Here is an 18138-nt window from a genome sequence, read left to right on the forward strand (position 1 = left end):
ATAGGGTGCAGACCATCGGTGAAGGCTTGGGGTTCGATGTTTCGACCGCGCAAAAAAATGCCAGGCGCTATGCCTGGCATTTGAGTCTAGCTAAAGCGTGTATCAGAACGGCAGTTTCATGCCCGGTGGCAGTTGCATGCCAGCGGTCACGCCGGACATTTTGTCCTGGCTGTTGGCTTCGATCTTGCGCACAGCGTCATTGACGGCTGCGGCGAACAGCGCTTCGAGCATTTCCAGGTCATCTTCACCCACGCCCGGCAATACGCTTGGGTCGATGCTGACACGCTTGATGTCGTGACGACCGGTCATCACCACGCTGACCATATCGCCACCGGCTTTACCGGTGACTTCGGCGTTGGCCAGTTCTTCCTGCATCTTGGCCATTTTTTCCTGCATCTGCTGCGCCTGCTTCATCAGGCCGGCCATGCCACCTTTCATCATGGGAATCACCTCAAAAGTACGTGGATCAATGAGTAGCCCGGAGTCATGACGCTTGGGACACCGGGGCTTCGACAGGTTCAATAGTATCGTGGCGGACGACCGCACCGAACTGTTGCATCATTTGTTGGATAAGCGGATCTGCGTGGATCGAATCCTCGGCCTCGCGCTGGCGATTAAGGCGCCGACGGGTCGCGGCCTGGGCCGGGGTTTCCTGCTCGGGCTTGATCAGCTCGATGGCAATGGTCAGCGTGCGCCCATGGTACTGGTTGAGCGCATCGTTGAGCCGGCGCTGCTGGGTGGCGTTGAACAAGGCGCTATGGGCCGGGTCCAGGTGCAGCAGCCAGTGGTCGCCTTCGATGGAAATCAGGGTGCAGTTGGCGGCGATACTGCCGGTCATGCCGGAGATCGGCAATTTCGGAAACAATTCCAGCCATTGCAGGGCCAGGCCGGTAGCCGGGGCCGCGGCAGGTTCTGCCTCGGGCTCGGGCGCAGGTTCGGCGGTGTGCTCGCTGGCCAAGTCGTCCAGGTAGCTGTAGGCCGAATCCATGTCCGGCTCGATGTAATCTTCGTCCAGCGGCGGCTCGTCGTCCAGGTCAATGCCTGGGGTGGCCGCGTCAACCTGGGCGACCGTCGGCTCGGGAACCGGTGCCGATACCCACTCAGGGGCATCCGGCACCACGCTGTCCGGAGTCGGCGCAGGCATCGGCGTCAGCTCGGGCTGCTCGCCGGTGGTTTCCAGCACGGGCTCCACGGCGGGTTGTTGCTCGGGCTCTACTTGCGCTTCGATCGGGTCATTCCAAGGCAAGTCGACCACGGGCGCAGGCTCGATGACCGGCTCGGGCTCGACCACCGGTGCGACGGCAACCGGCGCAGGTTCGGGCTCAGGTGCCGGCGCAACCGGCTCAGGCGCAGCAACCACTGGCGCAACAACGGCCGCGCCAGCCACGGGTTTGGCGGAATCAACTGTGGCCTGGCTGATCCCCACTGGCTTTAGCGGCTGTCTCGGCGCGTCTGCCGAATCTGCTGGCCGGAACGCCAGCATGCGCAGCAGCACCATTTCAAAGCCACCCCGCGGGTCGGGTGCCAGGGGCAGGTCGCGGCGGCCGATCAAGCCCATCTGGTAGTAGAACTGTACGTCTTCGGCCGGCAAGGCTTGGGCAAGGGCCAATACGCGATCACGGTCGCCATGGCCGTTGTCCACGCCTTCCGGCAGGGCTTGGGCGATGGCGACGCGGTGCAATACGTTGAGAATTTCCGAGAGCACACCGTTCCAGTCCGGGCCTTGCTCCGACAGGTGGCGCACGGCCTCGAGCAACGCCTTGGCGTCACCCTCGATCAGCGCGTGCAGCACGTCGAACACCTGGCCGTGGTCCAGGGTACCGAGCATGGCGCGCACGTCGGCGGCCATGACCTTGCCTTCACCAAACGCGATGGCCTGGTCGGTGAGGCTCATGGCATCGCGCATCGAACCGTCGGCGGCACGGCCCAGCAACCACAGCGCGTCGTCTTCGAACGGTACGTTCTCGACGCCCAGCACATGGGTCAAATGCTCGACCACACGCTCGGGGGTCATGTTTTTCAGGGAGAACTGCAGGCACCGCGACAAAATCGTTGCCGGAAGTTTCTGCGGGTCGGTGGTGGCCAGGATGAACTTGACGTAGGGCGGCGGCTCTTCCAGGGTTTTCAACAAGGCGTTGAAGGAGTGGCTGGACAGCATGTGCACTTCGTCGATCAGGTAGACCTTGAAGCGGCCACGGCTCGGCGCGTACTGCACGTTGTCCAGCAGCTCGCGGGTGTCTTCGACCTTGGTACGGCTCGCGGCGTCGATCTCGATCAGGTCGACGAAACGCCCTTCGTCGATCTCACGGCACACCGAACAGGTGCCACAAGGCGTCGAGGTGATACCGGTTTCACAATTCAGGCACTTGGCGATGATGCGCGCAATCGTGGTCTTGCCCACCCCGCGTGTACCGGTGAACAGGTAGGCGTGGTGCAGCCGTTGGCTGTCCAAGGCATTGATCAGAGCCTTGAGCACATGGGTCTGGCCGACCATTTCGCGGAACGAGCGCGGGCGCCATTTACGTGCAAGAACCTGATAACTCATCGAAAACCGTCGCAACTGGGAAGCGGAAGCCGGTAATGCTAGCGGAGCAAGGGGGAAATTGCATCCGGCACGCTCGTCTAATCTGACGAAGCTTGTTCAATTGGCCTCCCGGAGGGCACCTGCGGGCGATTTGCTGGCACCTTGGAGCGCCAACGCCCTTCCAGACTGATAGCGGCGACACTTGCCAGCACGATCACTGCGCCCAGCATCACCTGCAGGGTGACGTGTTCGCCAAGCAGCGTGGCGGCCATCAGCATGGCAACCGGTGGAATCAGGTACATCGCCACCGACGCACGACTGACCTCGACGTGCTTCAACACGTAACCCCAGGCCAGATAGGCCAAGGCACTGGGGAAAATACCCAGCACCAGCACGGCAAGATTCTCCACCATCGGTGCCTGCACGATGGCGACGGGCAGGCCCGGCAGGTTCACGCACAGCATCAGGGTGCCAGACCACACCATGTAGCACGCCATGGTCAACGGGCTGTAGCGCTGGGCATGATGCCGCTGGATGGCGAAGTACACACTCCATGAGCAGGCCGCCAACAAGATCAGCAAACCCCGTGGGTTGATATCGCCTATGCCCCGGTCGCCCCAGATCACCACCACTACTCCGCCCAACCCCAACAGCACGCAGCCCCAGCGCCAGGCGCTGACCCGCTCTTTCAAGCACAAAAACGCGATCAACACACTGAACAACGGCGCCGACTGCGCCAACACACTCGACGCTGCCGCCGTCACCCATTGTTGCCCATAGTTGAGACTGGTGTGGTGCAGGAACACCCCGAAAAAGCCCAGCACCAACAGCCACGGCACGTCGCGCAACGGTGGCCGTCCAATGCCCACCACCCAGGCCACACCGCCCATGAATACCGACGCGATCAGAAACCGCAGCAGCGCCAATTGGCCGGGGCTATAACTGTGCAGCCCCATGTGCACGCCGATCGGCGAATACGCCCAACAGAGGATAACGCTGGCAATGACTAGCGTAAGCTTTAGAGGTGACGGAGTATTCATCGACAGCATCCACGCAAAAGGAATGCTGCCAGTCTTGGCCCACGCCAGGCATAGGACAATTAAGCGTTTCTGACTTCTGAAATCACTGGAACTGAGCAATGGAACTGGCCCAACTGAAAATGGTGCGAGCCGTGGCGCAAACCGGCAGCGTGGCCCAGGCTGCGCTGCAATTGCACTGCGTGCCGTCCAACATCACCACGCGCATCAAGCAGCTGGAAAGCGAGTTGGGCACGCCGTTGTTTATCCGTGCTGGCCGAGGGCTGGCGATCAGCGCTGCGGGAGAGATCTTCCTGGATTACTGCGAACGTATCCTGGCGCTGGTGGATGAATCCAAACGCGCGGTGGATGCCAACGCCATTCCCCGTGGCACCTTGCGCATCGGTGCGGTGGAATCCAGTGCCAGCGGGCGCCTGCCGCCATTGCTGGCGGAATACCACCGGCGTTATCCCGATGTCAGCCTGGAACTGGTCACCGGTGCCTGGGCGCAACTGCTGGACGACCTGCAACACCACCGCCTGGATGTGGCGCTGGTGGCCGCCGGCGGCAAACGCACGAGGCTGGAACAGAGCGTGGTCTACAGTGAACGCCTGGTGCTGATCGCCAGCGCGTGCAGCGCACCTATCAACAGCGCCGAGGACTTGGCCGGCCGTACATTGCTGGTATGGCCGCCGGGCTGCCCTTATCGCGCCGCCCTGGAAAACTGGCTCAAGCCCCACGACGTCAAGCCTGCGATCGCCAGCTATGCCAGTTGGGGCACGATCATCGGATGCGTCAGTGCGGGGATTGGCGTGGCGTTGGCACCCGAGGGGATCCTGGCGCGCTATGAGCAGGCCAATCAGCTGGCGTCGTATCGCTTTGAAGCGCTGGCGCCCGTGGACAACCTGTTGTTCTGGCACACGGACACCCAGCGGCACCTGGCGCGAGATGCGTTTGCCGGGCTACTGCGCGAGACCTTCGGCTGACGGGATTGCCTTAAGGCTCGCAGCCATGAAGATCAAATGTGGGAGCGGGCTTGCTCGCGAAGGCTGTGTATCAGGCAACATCAATGTTTACTGGGCTGACGCCTTCGCGAGCAAGCCCGCTCCCACCAGTGACTGGCATTAGGCCCCCCACCTTTTTAGGGCTTGGGCGCAGCCAATCGTGCGTACTGGGCCTGGCTGATCCAGCCCGTGAACGAACGGTCGTCAGCGTTGATAAATTCCACCTGCGCCCAGCCGTCCTTGAATGCCAGTACGCCCACCACGTCATGCTTGACGATGTAGGGCCGCTTTGCCGCTTTGGCGCCCGGCGTTTTCAGCAGGTAAGCCTTGTCGGCAGACACCGTCACCAAGCCGATCCATTGCTTGCTGGCGGTCTGGCTCAACTCCAGGCCGGTGGCGATCTCCGGCATCAGCACATTGATGCAGCCAGGGTGTTGGCGGCCCTGCTCCACCGTCAGGGTCACCCCGTCGGGCGCCGCGGCCACACTGCCTGGGTAGGCAGCGTCCAGCCAGGTGGTGAGCGCCTCTGGCTTGCCTTGGAGGTAGAACGTGCAGCCACGGGCCACACCCTCGCCCATCGATTCCTGATAGAACCCCTCGACCTGATGCCCAGGCGTCACCGCCAGCATCAGCCCTTCATATTTACCTGAATGCAACGCCGCCGAGCCGGCCAACGCGGGCGCCACGGCGCACCACGACAACACTCCCATCGCCAGATAACGAATCATCTTATTTCTTCCCTTCAAAGGCTTCGTAGGCTTGTTTCATCAGGACGTCATAGTTGCCGTAATCATCGCCGTTATAGTTACGCGCCATGGCGGTGAAATCCTTGTTTTTCATCGCGCTCAACAATGCCGAGTTGTGGCTGCAGAGGCTGAGATAGGCCTTGAGTTGGTTACCGGCATTGATCTTCAATGACGCCACGAACTCAAACACGGTCTTGAATCCGCACGCCGCAAAATTGAACCCCATGATCTGAAACATGCCCCAGGAGGCCGACATCAGCGCGGCTTCCTGGTCCAGCGCAAAGGCAGTGGCCATGGTCTCCCAGGCCTTGACCTGATCCTTGTTGTTCGTCTGCCATTGCGGGCCGGCTTTTTTCTTGTAGACATACGACAGCAGCGGCTGCGACTGGTCGTAGATGTGCTTGGTGTACTTGCGAAAGTGGTGCCCTTCAAAGGCGATGATCGGCAACTTGGCGGGCCCGAAACCCACCTTCCCGCCCGACTCCACCGTGGCGAACGCCTTGACCACATTCACCGAAATGCCGTTGCCCAATAGCTTGGCGGCATTCTGGAAATCCGTATCGCTCAAGGTTGTCCCGCCGTCGCAGGTGGACTGCATCATCAACTGCCGGTTACGCCGCTCAGCCTCGATGACCGCACGCACGCGGTCCAGGTACACATTGACCGTGGCCTGCACCGCATCGACGTTGTTATTGCCAAAGATATTGAGAAACGTCGGAATGCGCGTAGTGGGAAAAGCCCGCACCGGCACCTTCAGTGCCTCTTCGATCAGACTGTTGAACGTGCGCCCGGTGGGGTCGATCACGCCATCGGGATGGGCGTACTTGAGATGGCGAAACTGATACTGGCTGATGCACTGCACCAACTGGCCGTCGCACTTGCCGTTTTCGAGCAAGGCAAACCCCATCTTGGGAATGATCAAATTGAATAAATACTGGATGCACTGAACATCGGCGGGCAAGTTGCGGGCTTTGCCGGGCGTCCCTACCGGAGCACTGATAAGACGAGGCAACCCTTGCAGGCTTTTCATGACAGACATCCTTGTGAGTGAAAGAAGTGATAGCACTTCAATATCAAATCCATGCCCTTGTCATACACTGAAACAAGTGGCCGGCGCAAGCTAACAAGGCGGTCTGCGGGTTGTCCAGAGGGCTTTATGAAAGTTGTGAAACAGCCGGATTAAATTGCTTAGTAACCGTGGGATTCACGGGTCTTTTGATACTTGTGGTAGTCGAGCCACTCGACCACATCGTAGGGCAGATACAACTGCACCCTGGCCCGTGAAATCGCGATATACACCGCGCAGAGTCGTTGATCGAACGCGTAGGCGTCCTGGAACTTCACATTGGTCAACAGTTCCGGGGTGAGCAGTACTCGGTCGAACTCCATGCCGCCCGCGTCCTGCGCCAGCATCAGCAGGACGCGCTCGTCCGGATGGCCGCTCAACCGGTTCAACCGCGTGACATCCGCCACGTTGAAGCCTTTTTCCAGCTCGGCCTCGACCCACACAAACGCCTCATCGAACTGGCAGGCTTCGCGCACCTGCTGCCAATCGGCCATATCGCTGAAAAACGGATGGGGGCCGAGGTCATTGAACTCATTGCTATAGAAATCGGGTTTGAACAACGCGATGACCGTGTCCATGAAGTGCTTGAGCGACTGCTGGGCCTCTTTGCTCGCCAGGCCGAACGCACAACGGGCGTGGCTCAGTTGGATCGCCCACTGCATGGTGTCCCAATGGGAGGCGGTCAACACCACGCAACCTTGCGGGGGCACAAAACCCTGGGGGTAAAACTCAATACCCACGTCGGCATCGCGGGCGCCCTCGAAAAGCGATTTGGTTTTTTCCGAGTGCAAGCTGATCAATGGGTTGACCAGGCGCTCGACATTGCGCCCGGAACGCACGGAGTAGCACACGTCGGTATGGCGAACCTCACGGGCGCGCTTGACCACGCCGCCACTGGCCTGCTGATACTCATCCCCCAAGGTGATCAGCACCTGGCGGCCGCGCTCGATGATTTGCAGCAGCGGCGCCGGGATATCCTGGCTCTCATCGATCAGCACATGGGTATAGCGCTCGGGCACCACGCAGCCTGCCAGGCTCGCGCGTTTGATCATCAACAAGGCTTCAAACCCGGTGTGGCGGCCCCAGGCCGGGTTCGCCTCAAGGTAGCCCCACAACCGGCTGGAATATTCGAGCAGCACCCTGGCATCGACGCCGGCGAGCGGTTGCTTGAAATGCGGCAAATGCTGGGCCGACAGGCTGTACTCCCAAGAGCGGCAGTAGGCCTCAAGCACCTTGAGGCACACCTCCACCACCGCCTGCCCTTCCAGGCGGCGAAAACCAAAGATATTCAGTTCTTGAGCGAGCGCCTGTTTGGTCGGCACCCTCGCCGGTGTATTCAGCGGCTGTGGCCTGGGGCCATGCAACAGGGCATGGGCAAAGCCCTGGAAGGTATGCCCGGCCTTACGCTCCCGTACACCCACCATGCGGGCACGCAGGGTTTCGAGTTTTGCCGGGGTACGCGCCAGCAACAAGGTCTTTTCCGGGCGCAGGTGCTCCAGCAAGGCCACCAGTAGGTGACTCTTGCCAATGCCGGCGTAGCCTTGCACGTGCAGGTCTTCGTTCAGGTTGGCGCGGAAGGTTCTGAGCAGCTTGTCCTGCTCGGCGCTCAACCAGCGCTCGCGGTGCCTGGGCGTGATCGCCTGCTGGCTGAACGGGTCATTGGCCTTGAGGTGGCGGACTTTATACTCGACGTCCCATTTGCCACTGGGCAACAGATAGTCCCGCGCCTGTACTTCCTCCTCCAGCAGAAAGCGCAGCTTCAAGCTTTTGACCACATTGAGGCCGAAGTACAACTTCCTCTGATCAAACAGCCGCTGCGCTTCAGAGAGCAGGGACACACTGGCCGAATGGCTGGCATCTACTGCCCAGTCAATCAGCTTGGCCAACACTTTTTCCGCACCGCTGGCGCTCAGGTCGTTTTCCGGCACCTGCGCCAGGTTCTGGATCACCAGCACCGCCGCCAATTGCGGCTCACTCAGGGCTACAAGCGCATCGAAACCCTCGCTGCCCAACAAACCCGCGCAGGTTTGCTCCGTGATCGGCAAGAAAACAGGGCTGGATAAGTCGAAATGTTCCGAGTGCATAGAGCCTCGTAGCCAGGGGGAAGAGACGCTTGGGAGTATGCCACTAGATGCGAAATGACCGTCATGCACTGTGCAATAAGCATCACAGATGACTGGCTGAAAATAACTTGGGTTTTAGAAGGGACTGCAGAAGGGAGCGTTATGGAGGCAACCCCACCAGCCACACCCCGGCACACAATGTTCCCGCTGTGGCTGCTGCCTTCCGGCTCTGACCAGGTTCACGGGTAATCGTTGCGGGGGGACCGATGGGGTCACCATAACGACGCTGCCTCTCGGCAAGCCGCGCCATTGTACCCATCTCATCGGAAGTTACAACCGTTGGTTCCGGATTAAAAAATGAGAAGGCTCAAGCACTTGCCATAACCCCATCGGCCCTGCCGCCTTCTTCCTGGATGACCAGGTGAATAAAGTGCAGCTTGGCAATCACCGCGGGCGGCAGCACAAAGGGATAGAAATCCGGCTGGCCCATGGCACGGGACAGTTCGTTGAGCATGCCGGCCAGTTCGATCCAGGCATTGACGAAGCAGAGGAATGCCGGGCCGCCAGGGTGTTGAGGGTCGTAGAGCGTGGTCAGGGGGAATGGCTGGTAATCCAGGTCCATCTCGCGGGCGCTCATGCCAAAGCCCAGGGCCGTGTCCACGGCGTCCATCATGTGCAGGTAGTGGGCCCAGGTTTCGGCCCAGTCTTCCCAGGGGTGCATGGTGGCGTAGGCGCTCACGCAGGTGAGTTGCCAGTCCGGGCGCGGGCCGTTCTGGTAGTGCCGGTCGAGGGCCTCGGCATAACTGGCGCGTTCGTCGCCGAACAGGTCGCGAAAAGGGCTAAGCCAGTGACTGTTGGCGATCAGGCGATCCCAGTAGTAATGGCCGACTTCATGGCGAAAATGACCAAGCAAGGTGCGGTATGGCTCGCGCATCTGTACACGGACTTTTTCGCGGTGGGCGTCGTCGGCTTCCTTGATGTCCAGGGTGATCAGCCCATTGGCGTGGCCGGTGGTGGGCGCGTTGCCTTCCAGGTCGATACCGATAAAGTCGAAGGCCAGGCCAGTCTCTTCGTCAACGCTCTTGGGCACCACTTGCAGGCCCAGGCTGATCAGTTGCGCCACCAGTCGGCGCTTGGCGGTTTCGACTTTGCGCCAGCGTTCGGGGTTTTCCGCAACGGAAAGATCAGGGATGGTGCGGTTCAGGCTACAGGCCACGCACAACGGCGCGGTGCTGTGGGCAGGAATCAACCAATTGCACGCAGCCGGTGAGTCGAGGTTGGCGCAGCGCCGGAAAGCGCCGGCATCGAGATTGTCGTCGGCCAGCCACGTACCGACCACCGGCCCAGGTTGCAGGGACGACAGGCGGCTTTGCTGCGGCTGGTAACCCAACGCCGCCTGACAGGCCAGGCATTGGCTGTTGCGAAAGAACAGCGACTGGCCACACCGGCATTGCCACACCTTGCTGTTGCGCGAGGTTTCGGCCATGAACGGAGCGGCGATGCGCGTGCTGAGTTGCTCGAAGTAGCGGAACATGGCGATCTCTCCCTGGGGTGACAGAGACTAGATCATTTCTCGTGAGAGATCGTTCAACTACTCCCTGTAGGAGCGAGCTTGCTCGCGAAGATCGTCAACGATAACGCGGGCTGCCTGGTTCACAGCGGCGCCCTCCGGTTCTTTGCGAGCAAGCTCGCTCCTACAGTGTGGAGAGATCGCTCCGTTCAGACGGTGATGTTGTGCTTGGCCAGGAAGGCGACGAAGGCTTCCTCGTCCAGTACTTTCAGGCCCAGCTCATTGGCCTTGGCCAATTTCGAACCGGCGCCCGGCCCGGCCACCACACAGTGGGTTTTCGCCGAAACGGAACCGGCCACCTTGGCCCCCAGGCTTTCGAGCTTGTCCTTAGCCACATCGCGACTCATCAGCTCCAGGGAGCCGGTGAGTACCCAGGTGTGCCCGGCTTCAGGTAAACCTTCGACGAGCTTTTTCTCGCTCTGCCAGTGCATACCGAAGTCCTTGAGCTGTTGCTCGATAGCCAGGGCATGGTTGGCGTTGTCGGCATTGTCGAAAAACTCCCGTACAGCCTTGGCTTGCTTCTCGGGCAGCGCCTGGCGCATGTCGAGCCAGTCAGCCTTGATGACGCCTTCCAGCGAACCGAACTTGTCCGCGAGCTTCTGCGCCGCGCCTGGCCCCACCGACGGTACGTGCAGCTTGTCGAGCAAACCGCCCAAGGTGGTGCTGGCGGCGAATTCGGCACTGAGTTCGCCTTGCTCCTGCAATTGCAGGCCGCATTCGTCCGGCGACAACAGCGCGCCAATCACCTGCTGGTTGTGGCCGTCTTCAAAGAAGCTATGGATCTCATGGGCCACTTCCAGCCCGACATCCGGCAAGTACGTCAGCACTTCTGGCAACGCCTTTTGTACGCGCTCCAGGGACGCCAGCGAGCGCGCCAGAACCTTGGCCGTCTCCTCGCCCACATCGGGAATGCCCAATGCGTAGATGAAGCGTGCCAGGGTCGGGGTCTTGCTGTTTTCGATGGCGCCGATCAGCTTCTTGCTGGAGATATCGGCAAAGCCTTCCAGGTCGATGATCTGTTCGTATTTGAGCTTGTAGAGATCGGCCGGCGAACCGATGAGCTGTTCATCCACCAGTTGCTCGATGGTCTTGTCACCCAGGCCGTCGATGTCCATGGCCCGGCGCGAGACGAAATGAATGATCGCCTGCTTGAGCTGCGCACCGCAGGCCAGCCGCCCGACGCAACGGTACACCGCGCCTTCGCTGACGGTTTCCTTGCCTTTGCTGCGCTTGACCAGTTGCGTGCGCTCCACATGGGATCCACACACCGGGCAATTTTGCGGGATCTGCACGGCGCGGGCGTTTTCCGGGCGGCGTTCAGTGACCACCGAGACCACCTGCGGAATCACATCACCGGCGCGGCGGATGATCACGGTGTCGCCGATCATCAGCCCCAGGCGTGCCACTTCGTCCATGTTGTGCAGGGTGGCATTGGACACGGTCACGCCGGCCACCTTGACCGGTTTGAGGCGCGCCACCGGCGTCACCGCACCGGTACGGCCGACCTGGAATTCCACGTCGAGCAGTTCGGTGAGTTCTTCCATGGCCGGGAATTTGTGTGCGATCGCCCAGCGCGGCTCGCGGGCGCGGAAGCCCAGTTCACGCTGGTAGGCAATGCTGTTGACCTTGAACACCACGCCGTCGATTTCGTAGCCCAGCGCATTGCGGCGCTCGCCGATGTCGCGGTAGTAGTCCAGGCATTCCTGGATACCCTTGGCCAGCTTCAATTCGTGGCTGATCGGCATGCCCCACTTCTGCAACTGCTTGAGGTTGCCGATATGGGTGTCGCTGATATCCGCGGTCACTTGGCCGATGCCATAGCAGCAGAACTCCAGCGGGCGACTGGCGGTAATCTTCGAGTCCAGTTGGCGCAGGCTGCCTGCTGCGGCGTTGCGCGGGTTGGCGAAAGTTTTGCCGCCCACTTCCAGTTGCGAGGCGTTCAATCGCTCGAAACCGGCCTTGGACATGAACACTTCACCGCGCACTTCCAGGGTGGCCGGCCAGCCCGTGCCATGCAGTTTCAGAGGGATATTGCGCACGGTGCGCACATTGACGCTGATGTCCTCGCCGGTGGTGCCATCACCCCGGGTAGCACCGCGCACCAACTCGCCATCCTGGTACAGCAGGCTGACCGCCAGGCCGTCCAGCTTCGGCTCGCAGCTGTATTCCACCGCCGCGCCAGCGCCAAACAGATCGCCCACCGGCAGATCAAGGCCCTCGGTGACCCGGCGATCAAACTCCAGCATGGTGGTTTCATCAAAGGCGTTGCCCAGGCTGAGCATCGGGATCTCGTGCTTGACCTGGGTGAACGCCGACAACGCCGCACTGCCAACCCGCTGCGTCGGCGAATCACGCGTCACCAGTTCCGGGTGCTCGGCCTCCAGGGCCTTGAGCTCGTGGAACAGGCGGTCGTACTCGGCGTCCGGAATGCTCGGCTCGTCGAGGACGTGGTAACGGTAGTTGTGCTGATCCAGTTCAGCGCGCAGTTCGAGAATGCGGGTATGGGCGGCGGTCATGGGTGTTCTCTCATAAAGCAAAAGAGCAGCCGAAGCTGCTCAATATGTTAGTGCACGGATTCTACAGACAACGCTTAAGATCGATCCTCAGCGTTTCTGTGTCAGGGCGCGACGCTCGAACTCGACGATGCGCTGACGGTAGTGTTCGATGGTCTGGGCGGTAAGCACGCTGCGTTGGTCGTCCTTGAGCTCGCCGTTGAGTTCCTGGGACAGCTTGCGGGCGGCGGCCACCATCACGTCGAACGCTTGTTTGGGGTGACGCGGGCCTGGCAGGCCAAGGAAGAAGCTCACCGCCGGGGTGCTGAACAGGTCGATATCGTCCAGATCGAAGGTGCCCGGCTTGACCGCGTTGGCCATGGAGAACAGCACTTCGCCGTTACCGGCCATGCTTTCGTGACGATGGAAGATATCCATCTCGCCGAAACGCAGGCCGCTTTCGAGGATGTTCTGCAAGAGTGCCGGGCCTTTGAAACCGCCGGCGTCACGGCAGATCACGCTGATGACCAGGACTTCTTCGGCCGCCGGCTGATCGTTCACCGATTGGCGTGCCGCGCTCTTGCTGGACGTCTCGTCCGGGAAATCGTCATCGCGGCTGCTGAAGCTCGGGCCATCATCGACGTCGAGGTTCAGGTCGCCCTGATGCGGCTCGGCAACCGCCGCGCTCCCGCGCTTGCCACGCTTGGACGATGGTTCGCGGGCTTCACGCAGCGGTGCGCTCATCGACGGCAAATCATGCTCGTCCAGTTGCGGCTCTTTGTGGGTATCCAGCACACGGGGCGGCCCCAGCAGCTCGGCGGCGCCGTCGTCGTCAGGCAAGTTGGACAGGTTTCGGTCCAGACGGAACTTGAGCTTGCCCTTGCCACCGCGCATGCGGCGCCAGCCATCAAAAAGAATACCGGCAATGACAATAATGCCGATGACGATCAGCCACTCGCGCAGACCGATTTCCATGTAATCCCGTGCCTCTAATAAAAAATGCTGAAAAATAAGGGGTTTAGCACCGTGCAAACCGCTTTAAAACGTGGCGCCAACTCTATGTTCTGACTGACGTTTTGCCCACGCACACGAAAAATTGACATTAAACTAGCACGACCAAAGATAACTTTACACCGTCTGTCAAAATGCCTTGAACAAATATGTCCATTTGCCACTTTCCCCAGACCGGTAAATCGCCCTACGCCGCGCTGTAAATTCTCTCTCGGGCATGGCTCAGGATTCCACCATCGCCATCGCCTCTTCCACATCCACTGCTACCAATCGCGAACAGCCCGGCTCATGCATCGTCACGCCCATCAACTGGTCGGCCATTTCCATGGCGATCTTGTTGTGGGTGATATAGATGAACTGCACGGTCTGGGACATCTCTTTAACCAACCGAGCGTAGCGTCCAACGTTAGCGTCATCCAGCGGTGCGTCAACTTCGTCGAGCATGCAGAACGGCGCCGGGTTCAACTTGAAGATGGCAAATACCAGGGCCAGTGCGGTCAGGGCTTTTTCGCCGCCGGACAACAAATGGATGGTGCTGTTCTTCTTGCCCGGAGGCCGCGCCATGATCGTTACCCCTGTATCGAGTAGATCTTCGCCCGTCAGTTCCAAGTAGGCGCTGCCACCACCGAAAACTTTTGGGAATAACGCCTGTAAACCGCCATTAATCTGATCAAAGGTATCTTTGAAGCGGTTGCGGGTTTCCTTGTCGATTTTGCGGATCACGTTTTCCAGGGTGTCCAGGGCTTCGACCAGATCGGCATCCTGAGCATCCAGATAACGTTTGCGCTCGGACTGCTGCTGGTACTCATCGATGGCGGCGAGGTTGATCGCGCCCAGGCGTTGAATACGTGCGGCAATCCGTTCAAGTTCTTCTTCGGCGTCTTTCTCGTTGGCCTGGGCGGTCAGGGTGTTGAGTACGCCGTGCAGGTCATAGCCGTCTTCCAGCAATTGGTCTTGCAAGGTCTTGCGGCGCACGGTGAGGGCTTGCCATTCCATGCGTTGTTGTTCGAGCTGGCCGCGGATCAACTGGGACTGCTGCTCGGCCATGGTGCGGCGCTTTTCGGCGTCGCGCAGTTCGCGGTCGGCGTCTTCCAGGGCGATCTGTGCGGTCTTGAGTTCGACGTCGACGGTCATGCGCTTGTCGAGCAATTCCTCAAGCTTGAGGCGCAGCTCTTCCAGCGGCGCCTCGCCCTCCTCCAGGTTGAGGCTCAGTTGCTCGCGCTTTTCGGTCAGGCGTTCGGACTGCATCTCCAGGCGCTCAAGGGCCTGGCGCGTGGAATCGTGCTGGGCGCGCAACGAGCCCAGGCGTACGGCCAACTGATGGGCGTGATCCTTGTGCTGCCGGGCTTCCTGGCGCACGCGGTCAAGGCGCTCACGCAGGCTGTCGCGCTGGGCCAACAGCAATTCGCGCTGTTCAGTGTCCAGGGCCATGCTGTCGAGGGCTTCCTGCAAGTGCAGGCGCGCTTCACCGATCTGTTCGTGTTCCAGGGCGCGCTGTTCGCCCATCTCGGCTACTTCTTCGTCAAGACGGGTGCGGCGCAGGGTCAATTGTTCGACCTTGGCCCTGCCCGCCGATAGTTGGGCTTTCAACTCGCCTTGCTGGCGCGCTTCGTCCTGCAACAGACGACGCAGGTGTTCGCGGCCGGTTTCCTGCTGACGCTGGGTGGCGCGCAGGGTTTGCAATTCAGTTTCCAGGCTTTCCAGGGTGGCTTCGCGTTCTTCACGCTCGGCGCTCAGGTTGACGATTTCCTGGCCACGGGCTAACACGCCACTTTCCGCTTCACTGGCGCGGCGCACCCGCAGGAAGTGGCGGCCGACCCAATAGCCATCGCGGCTGATCAGGCTTTCACCGGCCGCCAATTGCCCGCGTTGGGCCAGGGCTTGCTCAAGGGACTCCACCGGCCTGACCTGGCCCAGCCAGGGCGACAGATCTATCGCCGCCTCGACCTTGTCCAGCAAGCTGCCCGGCACCCGCGTGCCGTCGGCCGCCGGGCTGAGCAGGCGCAAATCGCCCTGGGCAAACCCGGCCAGGTCGAAGCCGCCGAAATCATCCACCAGCACCGCTTGCAGATCGGCACCCAGCACGGTTTCCACCGCCAGTTCCCAGCCGGCTTCGACTTTCAAGCCTTCGGCCAGGCGCGGGCGCTCGGCCAAATGCTGGTCGCGCAGCCATTCGGCGGTGCCGGTGCCGGGGTCGAGCGCGGCTTGCTGCAAGGCTTCCAGCGAAGCCAACCGACCATTGAGCCGCTGCAAATCGCCTTGGGCCTGCTGCTGCGCCTGGGTCGCGGTGTGCAATTGCTGACGCAGTTGCTCCAGGCGCTCCACTTGCTGTTCTTCGCTGGCCTCCAGCTCTTCCAGGGTCATTTCGCTTTCGGCCAGTTGCTCGCTCAACTGCATGATTGCCGCGTCTTCCGGGTCGGCGGCGAGCAGTACGCGCTCTTCCTGCAGCCGGCGCTGGCGCTCGGCCAGGCGTTCCATGCTGGTTTCCAACTGCTGGATGCGCGACTGCTGCACCTCGGCCTGGCGGCGTGGCTCGGCGGAACGCAGGTTGAAAGCGTCCCACTGTTCCTCCCAACCGTGCATGGTAGTTTCGGATTCTTCCAGGGCGGCGGCGGCTTCTTCGGCGGCGGCGCTGGTGATTTCCTGCTCGGGGGTGAGCATATCCAGCTCTTCGCCCAGGGTCAGCAGCAAGGTGCGGTCATGGCCCAGGTGCGATTCGGTTTCCAGGCGTGCGCGTTCGGCTTCCTTCAAGTCGTCCTGCAACTGGCGCAAACGCTGCTGGCCGTGCTGGATACTCTGCTCGACCCGAGCAATGTCACCGCCCACCGAATAGAAGCGGCCCTGCACCAGATTGAAGCGTTCGGACAACTCATGGTGGCCGTCACGCAGGCGTTCAATGCTGGCGTCGGCGTTACGCTGCTCGGCCACCAGTGCTTCAAAGCTGACTTCCTGGGTGCCAATAATCGCTTCGCGCTGGCCCACCTGATCATTCAATGCCTGCCAGCGCAGGGCCGACAGTTGCGCCTTGAGCTGGCGCTCCTCGCCCTTGTATTCCTGATACTTCTCGGCGGCCTGGGCCTGGCGGTGCAGGCGTTCGAGCTGGCGCTCCAGCTCTTCACGCAGGTCGGTCAGGCGGGCGAGGTTTTCATGGGTACGGCGAATACGGTTTTCGGTCTCGCGGCGGCGCTCCTTGTATTTGGAGATGCCGGCCGCTTCTTCGATAAAGTTACGCAGGTCTTCGGGCTTGGCTTCGATCAGCTTGGAGATCATGCCCTGCTCGATGATCGAGTAGCTGCGCGGGCCCAGGCCGGTGCCGAGGAAAATATCGGTGATATCGCGACGGCGACACTTGGTGCCGTTGAGGAAGTAACTGTTCTGGCTGTCGCGGGTGACTTTACGACGGATGGAGATTTCCGCGTAGGCCGCGTATTCGCCGATCAGGGTGCCGTCGGAATTATCGAATACCAGCTCGATACTGGCCTGGCTCACCGGCTTGCGGCTGGTGGAGCCGTTGAAGATGACGTCGGTCATCGACTCGCCGCGCAGGTTTTTCGCCGAGCTCTCGCCCATCACCCAACGCACGGCGTCGATAATGTTCGACTTGCCGCAGCCATTGGGCCCCACCACCGCCGCCATGTTGCTGGGGAAGTTCACGGTGGTGGGGTCGACGAAGGATTTGAACCCCGCCAACTTGATGCACTTGAGCCGCACGCTTAGGCGTCCGCCAAGGCTGCGATGACCAGCGAACTGCTGCGCTGGCAATAGGCTGTGAGCACCAGGCGAATCTGCACCAGGTCACGGGCAAGCACCGCAGCGAGCAATTGCGCGAACAGCGCCTGAAACTCGCTCATGGACGCCTTGCGCTGATCCAGGGCCAGGTAATAAGCACGGTTCATCGCCGGTTGCAGGTTTTCGACAGTTTCCTGCAAATACGGGTTGTTGGCGAAGGGGTACGCAGCGCGCATCACGTTGAAGCTTTCTTCGACGAAGGCGCGGATGTCCTCGCGCTCCAGGCTCAGTTGCAGGCGTTGCTGGATCTGCAGGAACGGCGCCATGTCGGCCTGGGTCTGCCAGCCTTCGGCAACCGCATTGCCGAGCAGGATGTACATCTCGCCCATCAACGTACACAGGCTCTGCACCTTGTGCGCGGTGAGTTCGGTGACGTGGGCGCCACGGCGCGGCAGGATCGCAATCAGATGGCGGCGCTCAAGGATCAGCAAGGCTTCGCGCACGGAACCACGGCTGACGTTGAGCGCCAGCGTGACCTTCTGTTCCTGGATCCGCTCCCCAGGCTTGAGATCGCCGCGAATGATACGTTCGGCGAGGTGGTGAGCAATTTGCTCGGCGAGACTGTCCGGCGCCTTGAACGTCATGTTTTCCCTTCAAAATCTGCTATCGGTACAAGCGCGGCAGTGTAGCGCATTGGCCCGCTGATGGCGCTACGCCCACCGTGGCGAATTTGGCATGAAATAAGCAACGTTGAAAGCCTGTAAGCCGCCAAAAACGCCGGTTCCAGAAGACTGGACCATAATTGAACGTGTTGCGACCGCATTTTCTTGACCCTTAGGTCAGAAAACCATTGACCGAAAAGTCAGACATGACTAGATTCGGCGCAAAGCGGTTAACAACAATAATGAGTCTGCGAG

At 60.8% G+C, this 18138-nt stretch carries 12 protein-coding genes, 1 other RNA gene and 1 pseudogene; 2 read left to right on the forward strand and 12 right to left on the reverse strand.

The window, feature by feature from the left end; genetic code table 11:
- Positions 1-102: 102 nt before the first annotated feature.
- The 3 genes from N2A98_RS19300 to N2A98_RS19310 all read right to left on the reverse strand — a co-directional run bounded on the left by N2A98_RS19300 (position 103) and on the right by N2A98_RS19310 (position 3564).
- Positions 103-441 carry a YbaB/EbfC family nucleoid-associated protein gene (locus N2A98_RS19300; RefSeq protein ID WP_003193199.1) on the reverse strand — a complete coding sequence of 113 codons (339 nt, stop codon included), beginning with the start codon at positions 439-441 and terminating at the stop codon, positions 103-105.
- 43 nt (positions 442-484) lie between these two features.
- Positions 485-2545, reverse strand: a complete 2061-nt coding sequence (dnaX, locus tag N2A98_RS19305; protein WP_275622514.1) for a DNA polymerase III subunit gamma/tau — start codon at positions 2543-2545, stop codon at positions 485-487.
- Between the two features lie 77 nt (positions 2546-2622).
- Positions 2623-3564, reverse strand: a complete 942-nt coding sequence (locus N2A98_RS19310) for a DMT family transporter (RefSeq protein WP_275622515.1) — start codon at positions 3562-3564, stop codon at positions 2623-2625.
- 98 nt (positions 3565-3662) lie between these two features.
- Here N2A98_RS19310 and N2A98_RS19315 point away from each other — a divergent pair, with 98 nt between their 5' ends.
- Positions 3663-4526 carry a LysR substrate-binding domain-containing protein gene (locus tag N2A98_RS19315; RefSeq protein WP_078803603.1) on the forward strand — a complete coding sequence of 288 codons (864 nt, stop codon included), beginning with the start codon at positions 3663-3665 and terminating at the stop codon, positions 4524-4526.
- A gap of 155 nt (positions 4527-4681) precedes the next feature.
- Here N2A98_RS19315 and N2A98_RS19320 read toward each other — a convergent pair whose 3' ends face one another.
- The 5 genes from N2A98_RS19320 to N2A98_RS19340 form a co-directional block, all read right to left on the reverse strand.
- Entirely contained in the window at positions 4682-5272 is a 591-nt protein-coding gene (locus tag N2A98_RS19320) for a hypothetical protein (protein ID WP_069557131.1), read from the reverse strand.
- A 1-nt stretch (position 5273) separates the two neighbouring features.
- A complete protein-coding gene (locus N2A98_RS19325) occupies positions 5274-6320 on the reverse strand; it encodes an N-acetylmuramidase family protein (protein ID WP_047711554.1) in 1047 nt (348 codons plus the stop codon).
- 158 nt (positions 6321-6478) lie between these two features.
- Positions 6479-8440 carry a hypothetical protein gene (locus N2A98_RS19330; protein WP_275622516.1) on the reverse strand — a complete coding sequence of 654 codons (1962 nt, stop codon included), beginning with the start codon at positions 8438-8440 and terminating at the stop codon, positions 6479-6481.
- Positions 8441-8591: 151 nt separating this feature from the next.
- Positions 8592-8688: signal recognition particle sRNA small type (gene ffs, locus N2A98_RS19335), an RNA gene on the reverse strand.
- Between the two features lie 98 nt (positions 8689-8786).
- Entirely contained in the window at positions 8787-9953 is a 1167-nt protein-coding gene (locus N2A98_RS19340) for a putative zinc-binding metallopeptidase (RefSeq protein WP_153474576.1), read from the reverse strand.
- Positions 9954-10001: 48 nt separating this feature from the next.
- Between N2A98_RS19340 and N2A98_RS19345 the strand changes: the two are divergent.
- Positions 10002-10124 (forward strand): annotated as a pseudogene (locus N2A98_RS19345) (outer membrane lipoprotein carrier protein LolA); the annotation flags it as partial.
- 14 nt (positions 10125-10138) lie between these two features.
- On the opposite strand, the gene ligA reads toward N2A98_RS19345, so the two are convergent.
- From ligA to N2A98_RS19365, 4 genes are all read right to left on the reverse strand, one after another.
- Positions 10139-12505, reverse strand: a complete 2367-nt coding sequence (gene ligA / locus N2A98_RS19350; RefSeq protein ID WP_078466681.1) for an NAD-dependent DNA ligase LigA — start codon at positions 12503-12505, stop codon at positions 10139-10141.
- Positions 12506-12592: 87 nt separating this feature from the next.
- Entirely contained in the window at positions 12593-13456 is an 864-nt protein-coding gene (gene zipA / locus N2A98_RS19355) for a cell division protein ZipA (RefSeq protein ID WP_032895820.1), read from the reverse strand.
- A 258-nt stretch (positions 13457-13714) separates the two neighbouring features.
- A complete protein-coding gene (gene smc / locus N2A98_RS19360; RefSeq protein ID WP_275622517.1) occupies positions 13715-17203 on the reverse strand; it encodes a chromosome segregation protein SMC in 3489 nt (1162 codons plus the stop codon).
- 2 nt (positions 17204-17205) lie between these two features.
- A complete protein-coding gene (locus tag N2A98_RS19365) occupies positions 17206-17865 on the reverse strand; it encodes a GntR family transcriptional regulator (protein ID WP_044275079.1) in 660 nt (219 codons plus the stop codon).
- Between the last annotated feature and the right edge of the window lie 273 nt (positions 17866-18138).

This window comes from Pseudomonas sp. FJ2-5-13 (genome assembly GCF_029201605.1).
In the GTDB taxonomy this organism is placed as follows: domain Bacteria; phylum Pseudomonadota; class Gammaproteobacteria; order Pseudomonadales; family Pseudomonadaceae; genus Aquipseudomonas; species Aquipseudomonas lactis.

Excerpts from the sequence above, each read along its gene's own strand:
- N2A98_RS19300 (WP_003193199.1), bottom strand. The coding sequence starts at position 441 with ATGATGAAAGGTGGCATGGCCGGCCTGATGAAGCAGGCGCAGCAGATG.
- dnaX (WP_275622514.1), bottom strand. The coding sequence starts at position 2,545 with ATGAGTTATCAGGTTCTTGCACGTAAATGGCGCCCGCGCTCGTTCCGC.
- N2A98_RS19310 (WP_275622515.1), bottom strand. The coding sequence starts at position 3,564 with ATGAATACTCCGTCACCTCTAAAGCTTACGCTAGTCATTGCCAGCGTT.
- N2A98_RS19315 (WP_078803603.1), top strand. The coding sequence starts at position 3,663 with ATGGAACTGGCCCAACTGAAAATGGTGCGAGCCGTGGCGCAAACCGGC.
- N2A98_RS19320 (WP_069557131.1), bottom strand. The coding sequence starts at position 5,272 with ATGATTCGTTATCTGGCGATGGGAGTGTTGTCGTGGTGCGCCGTGGCG.
- N2A98_RS19325 (WP_047711554.1), bottom strand. The coding sequence starts at position 6,320 with ATGAAAAGCCTGCAAGGGTTGCCTCGTCTTATCAGTGCTCCGGTAGGG.
- N2A98_RS19330 (WP_275622516.1), bottom strand. The coding sequence starts at position 8,440 with ATGCACTCGGAACATTTCGACTTATCCAGCCCTGTTTTCTTGCCGATC.
- N2A98_RS19340 (WP_153474576.1), bottom strand. The coding sequence starts at position 9,953 with ATGTTCCGCTACTTCGAGCAACTCAGCACGCGCATCGCCGCTCCGTTC.
- ligA (WP_078466681.1), bottom strand. The coding sequence starts at position 12,505 with ATGACCGCCGCCCATACCCGCATTCTCGAACTGCGCGCTGAACTGGAT.
- zipA (WP_032895820.1), bottom strand. The coding sequence starts at position 13,456 with ATGGAAATCGGTCTGCGCGAGTGGCTGATCGTCATCGGCATTATTGTC.
- N2A98_RS19365 (WP_044275079.1), bottom strand. The coding sequence starts at position 17,865 with ATGACGTTCAAGGCGCCGGACAGTCTCGCCGAGCAAATTGCTCACCAC.